The organism is Microbispora sp. NBC_01389 (assembly GCF_045040095.1).
In the GTDB taxonomy this organism is placed as follows: domain Bacteria; phylum Actinomycetota; class Actinomycetes; order Streptosporangiales; family Streptosporangiaceae; genus Microbispora.
This window is the reverse complement of record NZ_CP109552.1, coordinates 6,217,064-6,233,854: the sequence shown is the minus strand read 5'-3', so window position 1 is coordinate 6,233,854 and position 16,791 is coordinate 6,217,064. Positions and strand designations below refer to the sequence as shown.

Below are 16,791 nucleotides of genomic sequence, written 5' to 3'. Positions count from 1 at the left end.
GTCTGACCTGCGAGAGGACCGGCATGACCTGGATCTTCGCCCTCACCGGGACGGCCGTGGCGGGGCTAGCCGTCCTCGCCTGGCCGGCCGCCCGGGTGTTGTCCGCGGCGCGGGCGCTGCGGGCCGAGGTCGACCGGGCGCGGAGCCGGGCCGTGGCCCGTGAGACGGAGTTTTCCAAGATCAGCCCAACAGCCGATCCGGACAGCAGGTGAACTTCAGGCCGTTCTGCGCGTACGATCGGGGGAGTAGGTACGGCCCTCGCGGTAAGGACACGACATGCCCAATCTCGGACCAGTTGAATTGATCGTGATCCTCCTGGTTGTGATCCTTCTTTTCGGCGCGAAGAAGCTCCCCGACACCGCGAAGGCTCTGGGGCAGTCGCTGCGCCTGTTCAAGAAGGAGACCAGCAAGATGAGCGAGGAGGACGAGGCGCGGTCCACGGCGAAGACCCAGGCCGAGACCGTCGCCCCGCCGCCGGCGCAGATCCCGCCGACCACCCCGTCGGTCGAGGAGCGGCTGCGCGCGCTGGAGGAGGAGAACCGGAAGCTGCGCGAGGCGCAGCAGCCGGTGAGCTCGCAGAACGAGCCGCGCTCCAACTAGGCTCCCCCCGCCTCACCCCACCGATCCCAGGACGAGCTAGATGGCGCTGCTGAAAAGGTCGACTCCCGTCACGTCGGAGGACGGGCGGATGACGCTCATGGAGCATCTCCGCGAGCTGCGCAACCGGCTGATCAAGGCCATCCTCGCGGTCGTCGCCGGAACGGTGCTCGGGTTTATCTACTTCGAGCCGATCTGGAACTTCCTCAAGCAGCCGTACTGCCGCCTGCCGCAGGCCCACCAGTTCAACAAGGACCAGTGCATCCTGGTGGTGAACGGAGTCTTCGACTCGTTCTTCGTGAACCTCAAGGTCGCGGTGATGTTCGGCCTGGTGGTGTCGGCGGTGTTCTGGATCTACCAGCTCTGGGCCTTCGTGACCCCGGGCCTGTACCAGAACGAGCGCCGGTACACCGTGGCGTTCCTCGGTCTCTCCGTGCCGTTGTTCACCGCCGGAGCGGCCCTGGCCTACGTCACGATGGACAAGGGCCTGGCGCTGCTGCTCGGGTTCGCCCCCGAGGGCACGCTGACGCTGGTGAGCATCAGCGAGTACCTCAGCTTCGCGCTGGCGATGCTCGTGATCTTCGGCGTCTCCTTCCTGCTGCCGCTGGTGCTGGTGTTCCTCAACATCATCGGCGTGCTGCGGTACAAGACGGTGGCCAAGCACACCCGCATGGTCGTGTTCCTGATGTTCGTCTTCGCGGCCGTCGCGACGCCGAGCCAGGACCCCATCAGCATGCTGGCCCTGGCGATCCCGATGGTCGGGCTGTTCTTCGTCGCGGAGGCCTTCATGTACTTCCACGACAAGAGGCGCGACGCCGCCGAGGCGGCGCACGCACGGGCCATCGAGGAGGAGCTCGACGGGCCGTCCGCCGCGGCGGACCCGGCTGCCTCGGTGGACGCCGGAGACTGACCGGGGATTCCTCTGGTGCGGCCGCGTGGGCGGCGGTAGGTTCCGCGTGTGCGCGATGAGATCGTCGTCCTGGTGAACCCCGCCGCCCGCGGCGGCCGTACGCTGCGCCTGCTCGACCCGGTGCTGCGGCGGCTGCGCACGGGCGGCCGTCCGCTCTCGGTGGTCGTCGGGACCTCGGCCGCGGACGCGCTCGACCGGGCCCGCGCGGCGGTCGCCGCCGGACCGGCCGCGCTCGTCGCCTTCGGCGGCGACGGCCTGGTCCACCTCGCCGTACAGGCGGTGGCCGGGACGTCCGTTCCGCTCGGCATCGTGCCCGCGGGCACCGGCAACGACATCGCCGCCGCCCTCGGCGTCCCCCGCCGGGACCTCCTCGCCGCGGCGGACGTCGTGACCCGCGGCGCGTCCAGGACCGTGGACGCGGGCAGGACCGGTACGGGGGAGTGGTTCGCCGGGGTTCTCGCCTGTGGGTTCGACTCCCGCGTCAACGAACGGGCCAACGTCATGACGTGGCCGCCCGGCATGGCCCGATATCTCGTCGCGCTCGCGCGGGAGCTGCGCTCGTTCACGCCGATCCCGTTCCGGATCACCCTCGACGGCGAGACCGTCGAACGCGAGGCGATGCTCGTGGCGGTGGCCAACACCCGCTCGTACGGCGCCGGGATGCGGGTGTGCCCCGACGCCCGGCCCGACGACGGCCTGCTCGACGTGCTCGTGCTCGGAGCGATCTCCAAGGGCGAGTTCCTCCGCACCTTCCCCCGGGTCTACCGGGGCACCCACGTCGGCCACCCGGCGGCGACCCTGCGGCGGGCCCGGCGGGTGGAGATCGAGGCTCCGGACACCGTCGCGTACGCCGACGGCGAGCGGATCGGCCCGGCCCCCCTCACCTGCGTGGTCGAGCCCGCCGCCCTCCACGTCCTGGCCCCCGAATCCTGAGCGCCCCGATGGTGAAGCGGGAAGCTCCGAGCGAACCGGAGGGGCGCGCCGCCGATCTGGACTGAGGAGCGAGGGACGAGCGACGAGGGAAGACGGCGGGTGTGAGCGCCCCGATGGTGAAGCGGGAAGCACAGCCCGGAATCCGGTTATCGGTAGGGTTGATGTATGAGTACGCCAGCGGAACGCTACGCCGCTTTCCGTGAGGGGCAGTCCGGTTCCGGGCCGGCTCTCGCCTCGTTCCGCGAACTTTACGACTTCGAGCTCGACGAGTTCCAGATCGACGCCTGCCAGGCGCTGGAGGCGGGGGACGGCGTGCTGGTGGCCGCGCCCACCGGGTCGGGCAAGACGGTGGTGGGGGAGTTCGCCGTTCATCTGGCCCTGGAGCAGGGCCGCAAGTGCTTCTACACCACGCCGATCAAGGCGTTGTCCAACCAGAAGTACAACGATCTCGTCCGGCGGTACGGCGCGCGCAGGGTCGGCCTTCTCACCGGTGACAACAGCGTCAACGGCGAGGCCCCGATCGTCGTGATGACCACCGAGGTCCTGCGCAACATGCTGTACGCGGGGTCGAACACGCTGACCGGTCTCGCGTACGTCGTGATGGACGAGGTCCACTACCTCGCCGACCGGTTCCGCGGCGCGGTGTGGGAGGAGGTCATCATCCACCTGCCGGAGTCGGTGCGGGTGGCGGCCCTGTCGGCGACGGTCAGCAACGCCGAGGAGTTCGGCGAGTGGCTGGGCGAGGTGCGCGGCGACACCACGGTCATCGTCGACGAGCACCGGCCGGTGCCGCTGTGGCAGCACATGCTGGTCGGCAACCAGATGTACGACCTGTTCGTCAACGAGGGCGACGACGTCCTGCGGGTGAACCCGTCCCTGATGCGGATCTCCCGTGACGAGATGCGGCTGGCGCAGGCCCGGGGCAGGCGGGGCTACTCGCGGCCCGGCCGGGGCTCGACCCCGAGCCGCTCCGACGTGATCGAGAAGCTCGACGCCGAGGGCCTGCTTCCGGCGATCACCTTCATCTTCTCCCGCAACGGCTGCGACGCCGCGGTCATGCAGTGCCTCTACTCCGGGCTGCGCCTCACCACCCAGACCGAGAGCCACGAGATCCGCCAGATCGTGGACGAGCGCACCGCCCACCTGCCCGACGAGGACCTCGCGGTGCTCGGCTACCTCGAATGGCGCGACTGCCTGGAGCGCGGTCTCGCGGCCCACCACGCGGGCATGCTCCCCGCGTTCAAGGAGGTCGTCGAGGAGCTGTTCACCAAGGGCCTGGTGAAGGCGGTCTTCGCGACCGAGACGCTGGCGCTCGGCATCAACATGCCGGCCAGGTCGGTGGTGATCGAGAAGCTGGACAAGTGGAACGGCGAGACCCACGCCGACCTCACCCCGGGGGAGTACACCCAGCTCACCGGACGGGCCGGGCGGCGCGGCATCGACATCGAGGGCCACGCGGTGGTGGTCTGGCAGCCGGGGATGGACCCCCTCGCGGTCGCCGGCCTCGCGGGCACCCGCACCTACCCGCTGCGCTCCAGCTTCAAGCCGTCGTACAACATGGCGGTGAACCTGGTCGGGCAGGTCGGCCGGGAGCGGGCCCGGACGCTGCTGGAGGACTCCTTCGCCCAGTTCCAGGCCGACCGGGCCGTGGTCGGGCTGGCCCGCCAGCTCCGCAAGGCGGAGCACGCCCTGGAGGGCTACTCCGAGGCGATGACCTGCCACCTCGGCGACTTCCAGGAGTATGCGGCGATGCGCAGGCGGCTGTCGGACCGCGAGGCGGAGCTGTCGCGCCAGCGGGGCGCGGCCCGGCGGGCCCAGGCCGTGCAGTCCCTTGAGGAGCTCAAGCCCGGGGACGTCATCCGGGTGCCGGGCGGGCGGCGCGCGGGCATCGCGGTCGTGCTCGACCCGGGCACCAACGCCCGGGGGCACGAGGGGCCGGCGCCGCTCGTGCTGACGATCGGCAAGCAGGTGAAGCGGCTGTCGGCGGCCGACTTCCCGGTGCCGGTGGAGCCCGTCGACACGATCAGGATCCCAAAGGGCTTCAACCCCCGCTCGCCCAAGGAGCGGGCCAACCTCGTCTCGACCGTGCACGCGAAGCTGGGCGACCGCGACCTCGGCAAGCCGCCCCGGGCGCGCGACCACGCGGCGGAGGACGAGGAGATCCTGCAGTTGCGGCGCGAGCTGCGGCAGCACCCGTGTCACGGCTGCGACCAGCGTGAGGACCACGCCCGGTGGGCCGAGCGCTACTACAAGCTGCTCCGCGAGACAGAGGGCCTGCGCCGCCGGGTCGAGGGGCGGTCCCACGTCATCGCGCGGACCTTCGACCGGGTCTGCGGGGTGCTCGACCAGCTCGGCTACCTGGAGGGCGAGACCGTCACCCAGGAGGGCCGCAGGCTCGCCTCCCTCTACACCGAGCTCGACCTGCTCACCTCCGAGTGCCTGCGGTCGGGCGGGTGGGACCGGCTCGACCCCGCAGAGCTGGCCGCCTGCGTGTCGGCGCTGGTCTACGAGTCACGGCAGTCCGACGACATGCGCAGCCCCAAGATCCCGGCCGGCGCGGCCCGGGACGCGCTCGCGGAGATGGTGCGCCTGTTCGGCGAGCTGGAGGGCATCGAAGAGGATCACGGGCTGTCGTTCGTCCGCGAGCCCGACGTCGGCTTCGCCTGGGCGGCCTTCCGGTGGGCCAAGGGCCACAGCCTCGACGCCGTGCTGACCGACTGCGACCTCGCGGCGGGCGACTTCGTCCGCTGGATCAAGCAGCTGCTCGACCTGCTCGGGCAGATCAGGGAGGCCGCGCCACGGGGTGGCAAGGTCGCGGAGAACGCCGGCAAGGCCGTCGACGCCATGCGCCGCGGAGTCGTCGCCTACTCCTCCGTGAGCTGATCGGGCTATCCGTGAGGTGCCGCCCGGCCTGACGCCGCCGCGTCAGGCCGCTCTGACGGTCCCCGGTACGGCTCCCGTGGTGGTCCGTGTGGCGGTCGCGGGGACGGTCGCGGGGACGCGGTCGTACCAGCGGATGGCCCGCCGGTTCAGCCGGGTGGGCTCTCCCGCGAGCGTGAGGTCCGGCAGCCGGCGCAGGACCGCCGGAAGGGCGATCTGCGCCTCCAGCCGGGCCAGCGGTGCCCCGAAGCAGAAGTGCGGGCCGGCGCTGAAGGAGAGCGAGTGGTTGCCGGGCCGGTCGGGCCGGAACTCGTGGGGCGAGTCGAAGCGCCGGGGGTCGCGGTTCACCGCGCCGAGGAGGATCAGGATCTCGGCGTCCGGCGGTAGCGTCGCGCCCGCGACCCGCATCGTGGAGGTGGCCCGGCGCACGGTGAACTGCGACGGCGTGTCCCAGCGCAGCAGCTCCTCGACGTACGGCTGCGCGAACCCGTCGTCCGCGCGCAGCCGGGTCGCGTGCTCCGGGTGCCGGAGCAGGTGCAGTAGACCGTTCGCCAGCAGGTACGCGGTCGAGTCGAGTGCGGCGGCCATCAGCAGCACCAGGTGGGACAGTATCTCCTGGGCGGTGAGGGCCGTCCGGTCGCGGTCGTGGGCGGCGATGAGCGCGCTCGGCAGGTCGTCCGCCGGCCTGCGGCGCCGGGCGGCGACGAGGTCGGTCATGTACGCCTCGATCTCCTGCGTCGTCCGGTTCCCCCGCTCCAGCTCCCCGGGCTCCGGGGACGCCTCCATCACGATCAGCAGGTCTCCGGCGCGCTCCTCGAACCAGCGATGGTCGGAGGGCGGCACGCCGAGGATGTCGCACATGATCCGCACCGGCAGGGGCAGCGCGAAGTCCTTCACGAGGTCGGCGACGCCGTCGTCGGCGCATCGTCCGGCGACGCCGTCGGCCAGCTGGTCCGACTGCTCGCGGATGAAGCCCCGCATGTCCGCCACCCGTCGCGCGCTGAACCAGCCGGCGAGCAGGGGGCGGACGCGGCCGTGGTCCGGAGGATCGGTCAGCAGCACCGTCTCGGTCAGCAGCGTCGCGGCCCGGTTCGCCCGCCAGGCCGGCCAGTCGCGCTCCAGGCGCGCCTCGTTCACCACGGAGATGGAGGGGTCGCGCAGGATCTGGTTGGCCGCGTCGTAGCCGACCACGACGAACATGCTGTCGGTCACCTGCACGACCGGGCCGTGCTCGTGCAACGCCTGATATGCCGGATAGGGATCCTCGATCCCCTCGGGGCCCATGAGCCATGCCAGGGCGGACTGCAGGTCCATCCTGGATCACCTCCTTGTCGTCGTCATTGTGTCGTCGTCATCGGTCTCGTGCGTCCGGGGCCGCCGCGACCGCGGCGTCCTGTGGCCGTACCGCGGTCAGCCGGTCGCCGGATGTGTGGCGGGCGGCCGCCCGCAGGACGATGTCGGCGGCCCGCGCGACGCCCCCGGCCTGCCGGAGCCGGTCGCCCCAGTGCCTGCTGCGCCGCCGGTAGGAATCGCCGGACAGCAGCCGGAGCAGCTTGGCGGAGACCTCGGCGGCGTCGAAGGCGGGCGGCCTGTCCAGGGCCAGCCCGGCGCCGGAGTCCACGGCGCGGGCCGCCAGGTCGTAGCAGTCCAGCCAGAACGGCATGACCAGCATGGGCTGCCCGCAGTAGAGAGCCTCGTGGAAGATGTTGTTGCCGCCGTGGCAGACGACGGCGCGCACGTGCGGGTGGGTGAGCACCCCGAAGTGCGCCGGCACCCACTCGACCGTACGGACATTGGCCGGCAGCTCGGCGGGCAGCAGCGCCCTCTGGTCGGCGGGCAGCTTCCACAGCACCTGGTTGCCGGGGCCGATCCGCCGCAGCGCCTCCGCGAACTCCCGCAACTGGACGGCGGACAGCTTGATCAAGGTGCCCATGTTCACGTACACGACCGACTCGTGCCGGTCCAGCCAGCCGCTCAGCTCGTCGTCCCGGTCCGCCCGCGCCGGCTCCTGCGGAACGACGGCGCCCACCATGTGCAGGTGCGGGGGAGCGGCGAAGGGGTGTTCCAGCCCGAAGACGGAGTAGCCGAGCACCGCGACGGCGTCGTCGCTGTGCCGTTCCGGGTCGGCGAAGACGTTGGCGATGCCGTGCGCCCGCCGCTCGCGGGCGGCCGCGAGGTCGGCGCAGCGCAGCATCGCCGCCCGCATCCGGATCCGGAACGCGACGTTGGCGATCCGCTGGGTCCCGTTCATCCGGTGTGGCAGGCCGGACGTCGGGGTCGGGTAGCTCCACGGCAGCCGCCCGAGGTACACCCCGCTCGGGGGGAAGGCGATGCTCAGCACGAACGGCACCCGGCGCACGCAGGCCGCGTCGATCGCGCCGACGTTCAGGTTGTCGATCACCATCAGACGGGGACGGATCCGGTCGATCTGCTCCACGGTGTGCCGGAAGAACGTCCGCAGCACCGCCCTGTCACGCACCAGTCGCGCCAGTGCCACCGTGCCGGCGGTGGTCCGCGGGCCCCGGGTCATGGCGGCGTACATCGCGCCGTCGACCTTGATCATCTTTTCGCCGCAGGAATGGAACGAGATCGGGCTGCCCGCGCCCGCCGCGTCCACCGGCCGCCGGGCGTCCTCCTCGGAGGCGAAATGCAGATCCGGAATTTGCCGGCGGGACAGTTCTCCGGCGATTGAGACAAGTGGATTGAGCAACCCGGAGTGTGCCGCCGCGGCGAAGAGGATGGGGCGTCGATCTGGTGTGATGCGCATTCCCGAATTGGCCACATTTGGCAGGTTAAGCAGCGCCGGAAGGCCGGGCAACCCCTAGCCTTACGGCCGGTTACGGCCGGCGGTTTCACCCATCTGAACTGGCCTGATCTGTTCGTATTCCGCTTGGCGGGGGAAATGGGGAGGGCAACCCTTGGATTCGCGGGCGGGTGACAGGGGTGCCGCCGCGGCGCTTAGGAGTTTGATTCTCCGGGGCGGGCGGTGACCATGGGCGTATCGGGACCTCGTGAGGTCTGCCGGCGGCGTCCGGCGTATCACCCCGGACGCCGAAGCTGCCAGGGGAATGCCAATGTCGCGATCAGGCTCCGCTCTTCCCGGTTTCTACTCACGGGAATTCGTGAGTGACCCGTACGCCGCGTACGACTATCTGCGCCGGACCGGGCCCGTCCGGCGGGTCTACCGGGCCGGCGTGCCCGTCTGGCTGGTCACCAGCTATGACGAGGTCCGGCTGGTCCTCACCGATGCGCGCTTCGTCAAGGAACCGGCGCGATGGCCCGTGCCGATCGAGGAGGCCGACCCCGGGCTGGGGGGCCTCAACCGCTTCGTCGGCAAGCACCTGCTCTATTCGGATCCGCCGCGCCACACCCGGCTTCGCCGGCTGGTGTCGAAGGCCTTCACGCCCCGCAGGGTGGCGGGATACGAGCCGATGATCACAACCGTGGTGGACGAACTGCTCAAGCAGTTCGACGCGTGTGACGAGATCGACCTCGTCGGCCGGTTCGCGGTGCCCATCGGGACCACCGTGATCTGCGAGATGCTGGGCATCCCGGCGGCCGAGCGCAAGGACTTCCGGCGGTGGTCGCTCCCGCTGGTCTCCGACCACGGGCCCGCCCGGTCGGCCGAGGAGCTCGCGGCCGGCCGGCGGGCCGCGCTGGACCAGCTGAGCGAGTATCTCGGCGCGCTGATCCGGCACAAGCGTGCCCGGCCCACCTCCGACCTGCTGAGCGCGCTTATCGAGGCCCGCGACGGCGACGGGTGCCTGAGCGAGCCGGAGCTCATCGCGATGGCGCTGCTGCTGCTGATCGCCGGGCACGAGACGACCGTCAACTTCATCGGGAACGCCACGCTGGCCCTGCTGGACCACCCGGACCAGGCCGAGCTGCTCCGCCGCCGGCCGGACCTGCTCCCCGGCGCGATCGAGGAACTGGTCCGCTACGAGGGATCGGTCATGATCTGCAGCCTGCGGGTCACCGGCGAGCCCGTCGAGCTCGCCGGGGTGCTGATCCCGGCGGGGGAGCTGGTGATGGCCGTGGTGGCCGCGGCGGACCGCGACCCCGCCCGGTTCGCCGATCCGCAGCGGCTCGACGTCACCCGGCCGGCCAACCCCCATCTGGGGTTCGGCGCGGGGATCCACTACTGCGTCGGGGCGCCGCTGGCACGGCTGCAGAGCCGGATCGCCATCGGCGAGCTGCTGCGGCGCTATCCCCGTATGGAGCCGGCCGTGCCCCGGGACGAGCTGACCTGGCATCCCAGCATCACGCTGCGGGGCCTGAACTCCCTCCCGGTCGCGCCGCACGGCCTCGGACGGATTGCGGCCCCGGCCGGGCAGCCGGCGATGGGAGGTGCCCGCGGTGGCCGCTGACACCTCGCCCGGACCGGTCGAGCTGCTGCGCCGGCACGTCCGCCGGACCCCCGGCGCCACCGTCTTCGAGCTCGCGGGCGAGCGCGCCGGCCTGCCCGCCGAGCGCCTCACCTTCGGCGATCTCGACGCGCGGGCCACGGCGCTGGCCGCCGAGATCAGGCGGCACACCACGGCCGGAGACCGGGTGGCCATCCTGCAGGAGTCCGGGCTGGAGTTCCCGGTCGCCTTCTTCGCCTGCCTGTACGCCGGAGCCATCGCCGTTCCCCTGTATCCGCCCGACGCCCAGCGGACGGCCGCCCGCCTGAACTCGGTGGTCCGCGACGCGGATCCGGCCCTCGTCCTGACCACGGCACGGCACCGCCGCGCGGTGCGCGACTGGCTGGACGGCGGCGTCCTGCGCACGCCGCGGCTGGCGCTCGTCGACGAGGTCCGCACGCCGGGACCGGTGGAGGCGGAGCCGATGGCGGCACGGGGTGACGAGCCCGCGCTGCTGCAGTACACCTCCGGCTCCACCGGCGACCCGGCGGGGGTCGTCGTCACCCACCGCAACCTGGTGGCCAACGTCGGCCAGATCCAGCGCGCCTACGCCGTGTCCTCCGGCAGCGTCCTGGTCAACTGGCTCCCGCTGTTCCACGACATGGGTCTGCTGAGCATGGTGGTGCTGCCGGCGCTGTCCGGGATCCGCTCGATCCACCTGACGCCCGGGACGTTCATCCGCCACCCCCGCCGCTGGCTGGAGCTGATCTCCGAGCAGGCCGACGCCAACGCCATGTCGCCCGACTTCGGCTACCGGCACTGCGTGCAGCGGATCGCCCCGCCGCAGCGGGCCGGACTGGACCTGCGCGGCTGGCGGATCGCCGGGAACGGCAGCGAGCCGGTCCGGCCGCGGACCCTCGACCTGTTCGCCGAGGCGTTCGCCGGCCAGGGGTTCGACCCGGCGGCTTTCCGCCCCAGTTACGGCCTGGCCGAGGCGACCGTGCTGGTGTCCGGGTTCCGGGCGTCGGGGCCGCCCCGGCGGTTGGCGGTCGACCGCGCGGCGCTCGGCCGCGGCGAGGTCCGGCCCGGCGGGCCGGGTTCGCCCGGGGACGCCGGGGCGGAGCGCACCGCCGTCCTGGTCGGCTGCGGCGTCCCGGCCGGCCAGGAGGTCCGGGTGGTCGACCCGGACACCGGGCAGGTGTGCCCGCCGGGCCGGGCCGGCGAGCTGTGGGTGTCCGGGCCGAACGTCACCGCCGGCTACTTCCGGCGGCCGGAACGCACCGCCGGCGCGTTCCTCCCCCGCGACGAGGCGGGGCCCGGTCCCTGGCTGCGTACGGGAGACCTGGGATTCCTCGACCAGGGCGAGATCTTCGTCGTGGGACGGCTGAAGGACCTGATCATCGTCGACGGACGCAACCACCACCCGGCGGACGTCGAGGAGACCGCCGGACAGGCGCATCCGGCCGTCGTCGTGGGGGGCGTCGCGGCGGTCTCCGTGGACACGGCCGACGGGGAGGCCCTCGTGGTGCTCGCCGAGGTCGACCGGCGCGCCCCCGGCTACACGCCGGCGGCGGTGCGCGCGGCGGTGCGCCGGGCGCTCGCCGACCGTCACGGCGTGCCGCCGTACGAGGTCGTGCTGGTCCGGCGCGGCGCGCTGCCCCGCACGACCAGCGGGAAACTGCAGCGGCGCCAGAGCCGGCGGCTCTACGCGGAGGGCGCTTTCGCGGCCGATCCGGTGTTCGCGGAGCCGGCGGCCGCGCCGGTGGGGAACTGATGGCGAGCAGGCAATCGATCGGCGGCCCGGAGAGGGCCGTCGCGTCGGGGATGGGGATCTGATGGCGAACGGGGAAACGATCGGCGGCCCGGAGGCCGTGGCCGCCGGGCGGCTCAGTGCGGTGGCGTTGCAGGCGTGGTTCGCCGAGCAGATCGCGGCGGCCGCCAGGATCGCGCCGGACGAGGTGGACCCGGAGGCGAGTTTCCGGGATCTGGGGCTGTCGTCGCGGGCGCTGGTCTCGCTGCACGGAGCCCTGGAGGACCGGCTCGGCCGTACGGTGCCGGCGGAGGTCGTCTGGGAGCACGGCAGCCCGGCGCGGCTGGCGCGGTTCCTCGGCGCGGACTCCGCCGCCGGCGCGCGGGGCGTACTCGCCGCCGAGCAAGGACCCGCGGCGGCGGACGGCTCCGGGCCGCACGGGCCGCATGCCGGGCCGGGCGCCGAGCCGATCGCGGTCGTCGGCATCGGGCTGCGGCTCCCCGGCGGCGTCGACTCCCCGGACGGCTTCTGGCGGCTGCTGTGCGACGGAGCCGACGCCGTGCGCGAGACGCCGCCGGAGCGCTGGCCGCTGGACGCCGAGGCCGTCCGGCGGGCGGGCGCGGATCCGGGCGCGTGCCGCTGGGGGGCGCTGCTGGAGCGGGTCGACGAGTTCGACGCCGGGTTCTTCGGCATCTCGCCGCGCGAGGCCGTCGCGATGGATCCGCAGCAGCGGCTGCTGCTCGAGGTCGCCTGGGAGGCGATCGACCGGGCGGCCGTGCCGCTGGACCGTCTGCGGACCGGCCGGACCGGGGTCTTCGTCGGGATCGCCAACTACGACTACGGCCGGATGCAGGACGCGGAGGGCGCCGGAATCGGGGCCTACACCAGCACCGGCAGCGCGCTGAGCATCGCCGCGAACCGGCTGTCGTACGCCTTCGACCTGCGCGGACCGAGCCTTTCGGTGGACACCGCCTGCTCGTCGTCGCTGGTGGCCGTGCATCTGGCCGCGCAGAGCCTGCGCAACGGGGAGAGCGACGCCGCGCTCGTGGGCGGGGTGAGTCTCGCGCTGTCCCCGGTCATCGGGCTCAACTACGGCCTCCTCGGCGGGATCTCGCCGACCGGGCGATGCCGGGCCTTCGACGCCGACGCGGACGGCATCGTCAGGGGCGAGGGGGTGGCCGTCGTCCTGCTGGAACGGCTCTCCGACGCCGTCCGGAACGGCGACCCGGTCATCGCGGTGCTGCGCGGCAGCGCGGTCAACCAGGACGGGCGGACGAACGGCCTGACCGCGCCCAGCGCCGCCGCGCAGGCCGACGTCGTGCGCAACGCCTGGCGGGAGGCGGGCGTCACGCCCGCCGACGTCGGCCTGGTGGAGACCCACGGCCCCGGCACCCGGCTCGGCGATCCGATCGAGGTCGCCGCGCTCGCCGAGGTGTTCGGCGACGACGGCGTCCGCTGCGCGCTCGGATCGGTGAAGACCAACATGGGGCATCTGGAGGCGGCCGCCGGGCTCGTCGGGCTGGTCAAGGCGGCACTGTGCGTGCAGCGCGGCAGGATCCCCGGCAACCTGCACTTCCGGCGGCCCAACCCGCGGATCCCGATGGAGAGGACGCCGTTTTTCGTGCCCACCGGCGTGACCGACTGGCCCGCCGCCTTCGCCCGGAGGGTCGCCGGCGTGAGCAGCTTCGGCTTCGGCGGCACCAACGCGCATGTCGTGGTGGCGAACGCCGAGACGCCGCAGGTCACCCCCGGCCCGGACCCGGCGGCCGGCAGGCCGCACGTCCTGATGGCGTCGGCCCGCGACGCCGGTGCGCTGGCGCGGTCCGCCCGGCGACTGGCCGAGACCGTCGAGCTCGAGGCGTCACTGGGCGACCTGTGCTTCACCGCGGCCCGGCGCCGGACCCACCTGGAGCACCGGCTCGCCGTGGTCGGGCACAGCCGGGACGAACTGACGGCCGGGCTGCGCGCCTTCGCCGACGGCGGTCATCCGGCCGGGGTGCGGGCCGGGCTGGCCCGCGGTGTCGCGCCGATGGTGGCGTGGTGCTTCGCCGGGTACGCGGGGGACCCGGGCGAGGCCGGCCGGGCCCTGTACGCCGTGCCCGGCCCGTTCAGGGACACCATCGACCAGGTCGCGCCGCTCATCGCCGAGGAGGCCGGTTTCGACGTCCGCGACATCCTGCGGGAACGCGCGACCGCGCCGGAAGACCGGCTGGACGTGCTGCTGCCGGCCGCCTTCGCCGTGCAGGTCGCGCTGGCGGCCTGGTGGCGGTCCGCCGGTGTCACGCCCGACGCCGTCGTGGGGCACAGCGCGGGCGAGGTCGCGGCCGCGTACGTCGCGGGCGCGCTGGACCTGCCGGACGCCACCCGGGTGATCTGCCGGCGGGCCCGGCTGCTGCAGACGCTGACCGGCCGCGGGGCCATGATGTCGGTCGACCTGTCGTACGAGCGGGCGCTCCGGGAGTCGGGCAGCGGCCTCGCGGTCGCCGTGGACGCGGCGCCCGGACAGGTCGTCGTGTCCGGGCCGGCCGAGGCGCTGGCCGCGCTGGGCGAGCGGTGCGAGGCCGAGGGCATTCGCTTCCGCCGCCTCACCACCCGGGTGGCCGGCCACTCCGAGCTGGTCGAACCCATCCTGGCCGAGCTGGGGGAACAGCTGAGCGGCATCACGCCGCGGACGCCGGCCGTCCCGTTCGTGTCCACCGTGGACCCCGGGGTGTGGAACCCGGTCGCCGACGCCGCCTACTGGCTGCGCAACCTGCGGCACACCGTGCATTTCCGGCCCGCGGTCGAGGACCTGGCCGCGCGTGGGTTCGGCGTGTTCCTGGAGATCAGCACGCATCCGGTGCTGGCCCACTCGATCGACCGCACGCTGCCCGCCCGCGGGCCCGCGCGGCCGGCCGTCCTGCCCTCCGTACGGCGTGACGCGCCGTCGTGGGGATCGCTGCTCGAGACGCTGGCCGAGCTGCACTGCCGGGGTGTCGCGGTGGACTGGTCGGCGCGGTACCCGCGGGGCGAGATCGTCCCGCTGCCGTCCTATCCCTGGCAGCACCGGCCGTACTGGTTCACCCCGCAGGAGCGCCGCCCCGCCGGCCCGGCTCCGGCCGCGTCCACAACGGTGGAGCCGGCGGCGTCCGCCGCGGCGGCTCCGGCCGCGTCTGCCGAGTCCGCCGCGTCGGCCACGGCGGAGCCGGCGGCGACCCGGCTACCGGCCGCGCCGCCGGGGCAGTACGCCGTGACGTGGCACCCGGCTCCGCCGCCCGCGGCGCCCGCCGCCCGTGACGACGGCTGGCTGGTGCTGACCGACGACGGCCCGTACGGCACGGCGGTCGTCGTCGAGCTGGCCCGGCGCGGACGGCGATGCCTCCTCGTCCGGCCGGACCGGCTCGACGAGCACGTGCTGCGGCGCCTGCGCGAGGGGGCGCAGCCCTGGCTCGTCGTCGACCTGCGCGCCCTCACCGACACCCGTGAGGACCATGAGGAGAGCCCGCCGGACCTCGCCGGACAGCGGCTGGCGCGGACCACCGCGCTGGTCGCCGGCCTGACCGCGGCGGGGCTCGGCGACCGGGCGCGGACCTGGTGGGTCACCCGGGGCGCCCAGCCCGTGTCCGGGCCCGGCGAACCGGTCGACGTGGCGTCGGCGGCGCTCTGGAGCCTGGCCCGGACGGTGCGGCTGGAGCACCCCGGCCTGTGGGGCGGCCTGCTGGACGTCGGCGCCGACGACCCCGCGCTGGTGGCACGCTGCCTGGCCGACGAACTGCTCGCCGCGGGGCCGGAGGACGAGGTGGCCTACCGGGAGGGGAGGCGCTTCGTCGCCCGGCTCACCGCCGCCGAGCCCGCCCGCCCCGGTCCCGCTCCGGACGCCGACCCCGAGGGCGCCTACCTGGTCTGCGGTGGCCTGGGCCGCCTCGGGACGGAGGTCGCGCGGTGGCTCGCCGGGCGCGGCGCCCGCCACCTGGTCCTGACCGGACGCACCGGCCCCGGCCCCCGGCACCAGGCCGGGCTGCGGGCCCTGGCCGACCTCGGCGTCGAGGTCACGACGGTGCGGGCGGACGTCGCCGACGAGGCCGCGATGAGGGCGCTGTTCGAGCGCTTCGGGCGGGACCTGCCGCCGCTGCGTGAGGTGTATCACCTGGCCACGAGCCGGGGGATCGGCCGCCTCGCCACCACCCGGGCCGAGGACGCGCACGCGAGGCTGGCGGCGAAGGTGCGCGGGGGCTGGCTGCTGCACCGGCTGTGCGCCGGCCGCGGCGTGTCCCGGCTCGTCTTCTTCTCCTCCGCCGTGGCCTGCCTGGGATGGCGATCGGGCGGGCACTACGCCGCGGCCAACGGCTTCCTGGACGCCCTGGCGCACGAGCGCACCCGCGCCGGGGAGCCGGCGCTGAGCGTCGGCTGGGGCGCCTGGGACGTGCCGGACTCGCCCGACGTCGACCTGGTCGGCGACGACGGATTCCGTCTCATGCCGCCCGGCGACTGCCTGGCGATCCTCGGCTCGCTGCTGACCGGAGACGTGACCCACCGCGCGGTGGCGGCCGTCGACTGGCCGGTGCTCGCGGGCGCCTACCGGTCCGGCCGTGCGGTGCCCGTGCTCGACACGGTCGCGGGTGCGGCCAGGACGGCCGCGGCCCAGTCTCCGGCGGCTCAGTCTCCGGCGGCCGCGTCGGCGGACGGGAGCCCGGCGCCGGTCCGCGACGACGGCGGCCGGGTCGCCGCACCGCGGGCCGCCACACCGTGGGCGGCCGTCCCCGGCGGCGCGGACGGGACCTCGGAGGCCCAGGCCGTGCCCCGCCCGGACGTCGTGAGCCCCCTGAGCCCCCTGAGCCCCCTGAGCCCCGTGAACGCCGTGGACGGCATGCGCGGGATGCTGCGCGCGGAGCTCGCCACCGTGCTGCGGGTCGCCGATCCGGAGGAGATCGATCCGAGGGTCGGCCTGTTCGAGCTCGGGCTCGACTCGGTGATGAGCGTCGAGCTGCGCGCCCGGATCGAGCGGCGCCTCGGCCGCGAGGTGCCGCCGACCCTCGTCTACGAATACCCGACCATCGAGGAGCTGGCCGTCGCCCTGGCCGGGGACACGGCCGGGAACACGGCCGGGGACGCAGCCGGGAACACGGCCGGGGACACAGCCTGGGAGGCAGCCGGGCCGCCGGCCCCCTTCTCCGGCCGTCCCGGCCCCGCCGGCGGCGACGGCGGGCCGGTGGCCGCCGCGGGCGCGCCCCTGCCGGCGGACCTGCCCCTGCCGGTGGACCCGCCCCACGCCGCCGAGGCGGGAGCGGCGCCGCACGGGCACGACCCGCTGGAGGAACAGGACGAGCTGATCAGGCGGCTGGCCGAGAAGCTGGAGCTACTCCGCTGACCACCCGCGTCCGTGACCGCGCAGTGAGGGA

10 protein-coding genes are annotated in these 16,791 nt (G+C 73.8%); 8 read left to right on the top strand and 2 right to left on the bottom strand.

Annotated elements, in window-relative coordinates; genetic code table 11:
- The first annotated feature begins 23 nt into the window (after positions 1-23).
- The 5 genes from OG344_RS27495 (at position 24) to OG344_RS27475 (ending at position 5,323) form a co-directional block, all read left to right on the top strand.
- Positions 24-212: a hypothetical protein gene (locus OG344_RS27495; RefSeq protein ID WP_405085578.1), complete on the top strand. Its 189-nt coding sequence runs from the start codon at positions 24-26 to the stop codon at positions 210-212.
- Between the two features lie 64 nt (positions 213-276).
- Positions 277-600 carry a Sec-independent protein translocase subunit TatA gene (gene tatA, locus OG344_RS27490; RefSeq protein ID WP_405085577.1) on the top strand — a complete coding sequence of 108 codons (324 nt, stop codon included), beginning with the start codon at positions 277-279 and terminating at the stop codon, positions 598-600.
- Between the two features lie 40 nt (positions 601-640).
- Positions 641-1,507: a twin-arginine translocase subunit TatC gene (gene tatC, locus OG344_RS27485; protein WP_405085576.1), complete on the top strand. Its 867-nt coding sequence runs from the start codon at positions 641-643 to the stop codon at positions 1,505-1,507.
- A 48-nt stretch (positions 1,508-1,555) separates the two neighbouring features.
- On the top strand, positions 1,556-2,440 hold the full coding sequence (locus OG344_RS27480) for a diacylglycerol/lipid kinase family protein (protein ID WP_405085575.1): 885 nt from the start codon (positions 1,556-1,558) through the stop codon (positions 2,438-2,440).
- Positions 2,441-2,605: 165 nt separating this feature from the next.
- Positions 2,606-5,323: a DEAD/DEAH box helicase gene (locus tag OG344_RS27475; RefSeq protein WP_405085574.1), complete on the top strand. Its 2,718-nt coding sequence runs from the start codon at positions 2,606-2,608 to the stop codon at positions 5,321-5,323.
- A 42-nt stretch (positions 5,324-5,365) separates the two neighbouring features.
- On the opposite strand, the gene OG344_RS27470 is transcribed toward OG344_RS27475, so the two are convergent.
- Both OG344_RS27470 and OG344_RS27465 read right to left on the bottom strand, forming a co-directional pair.
- The gene (locus tag OG344_RS27470; RefSeq protein WP_405085573.1) at positions 5,366-6,634 is read right to left on the bottom strand and encodes a cytochrome P450; all 1,269 of its coding nucleotides are present in this window, start codon (positions 6,632-6,634) and stop codon (positions 5,366-5,368) included.
- Between the two features lie 37 nt (positions 6,635-6,671).
- Positions 6,672-7,937: a glycosyltransferase gene (locus OG344_RS27465; protein ID WP_405085572.1), complete on the bottom strand. Its 1,266-nt coding sequence runs from the start codon at positions 7,935-7,937 to the stop codon at positions 6,672-6,674.
- 505 nt (positions 7,938-8,442) lie between these two features.
- Between OG344_RS27465 and OG344_RS27460 the strand changes: the two genes are divergently transcribed.
- The 3 genes from OG344_RS27460 (at position 8,443) to OG344_RS27450 (ending at position 16,760) form a co-directional block, all read left to right on the top strand.
- Positions 8,443-9,687, top strand: coding sequence for a cytochrome P450 (locus tag OG344_RS27460; RefSeq protein WP_405085571.1), 1,245 nt, complete (start codon positions 8,443-8,445; stop codon positions 9,685-9,687).
- Complete coding sequence (locus OG344_RS27455) at positions 9,677-11,437, top strand: fatty acyl-AMP ligase (RefSeq protein WP_405085570.1); 1,761 nt, start codon at positions 9,677-9,679, stop codon at positions 11,435-11,437. Before OG344_RS27460 ends, OG344_RS27455 begins: the two co-directional genes overlap by 11 nt.
- 61 nt (positions 11,438-11,498) lie before the next feature.
- Complete coding sequence (locus OG344_RS27450; RefSeq protein ID WP_405085569.1) at positions 11,499-16,760, top strand: beta-ketoacyl synthase N-terminal-like domain-containing protein; 5,262 nt, start codon at positions 11,499-11,501, stop codon at positions 16,758-16,760.
- Positions 16,761-16,791: the final 31 nt, after the last annotated feature.

Bases quoted from the DNA above. Each gene is read 5' to 3' on its own strand.
- OG344_RS27470 (WP_405085573.1), bottom strand. From the start codon at position 6,634: ATGGACCTGCAGTCCGCCCTGGCATGGCTCATGGGCCCCGAGGGGATC.
- OG344_RS27475 (WP_405085574.1), top strand. From the start codon at position 2,606: ATGAGTACGCCAGCGGAACGCTACGCCGCTTTCCGTGAGGGGCAGTCC.
- OG344_RS27450 (WP_405085569.1), top strand. From the start codon at position 11,499: ATGGCGAACGGGGAAACGATCGGCGGCCCGGAGGCCGTGGCCGCCGGG.
- OG344_RS27495 (WP_405085578.1), top strand. From the start codon at position 24: ATGACCTGGATCTTCGCCCTCACCGGGACGGCCGTGGCGGGGCTAGCC.
- tatA (WP_405085577.1), top strand. From the start codon at position 277: ATGCCCAATCTCGGACCAGTTGAATTGATCGTGATCCTCCTGGTTGTG.
- tatC (WP_405085576.1), top strand. From the start codon at position 641: ATGGCGCTGCTGAAAAGGTCGACTCCCGTCACGTCGGAGGACGGGCGG.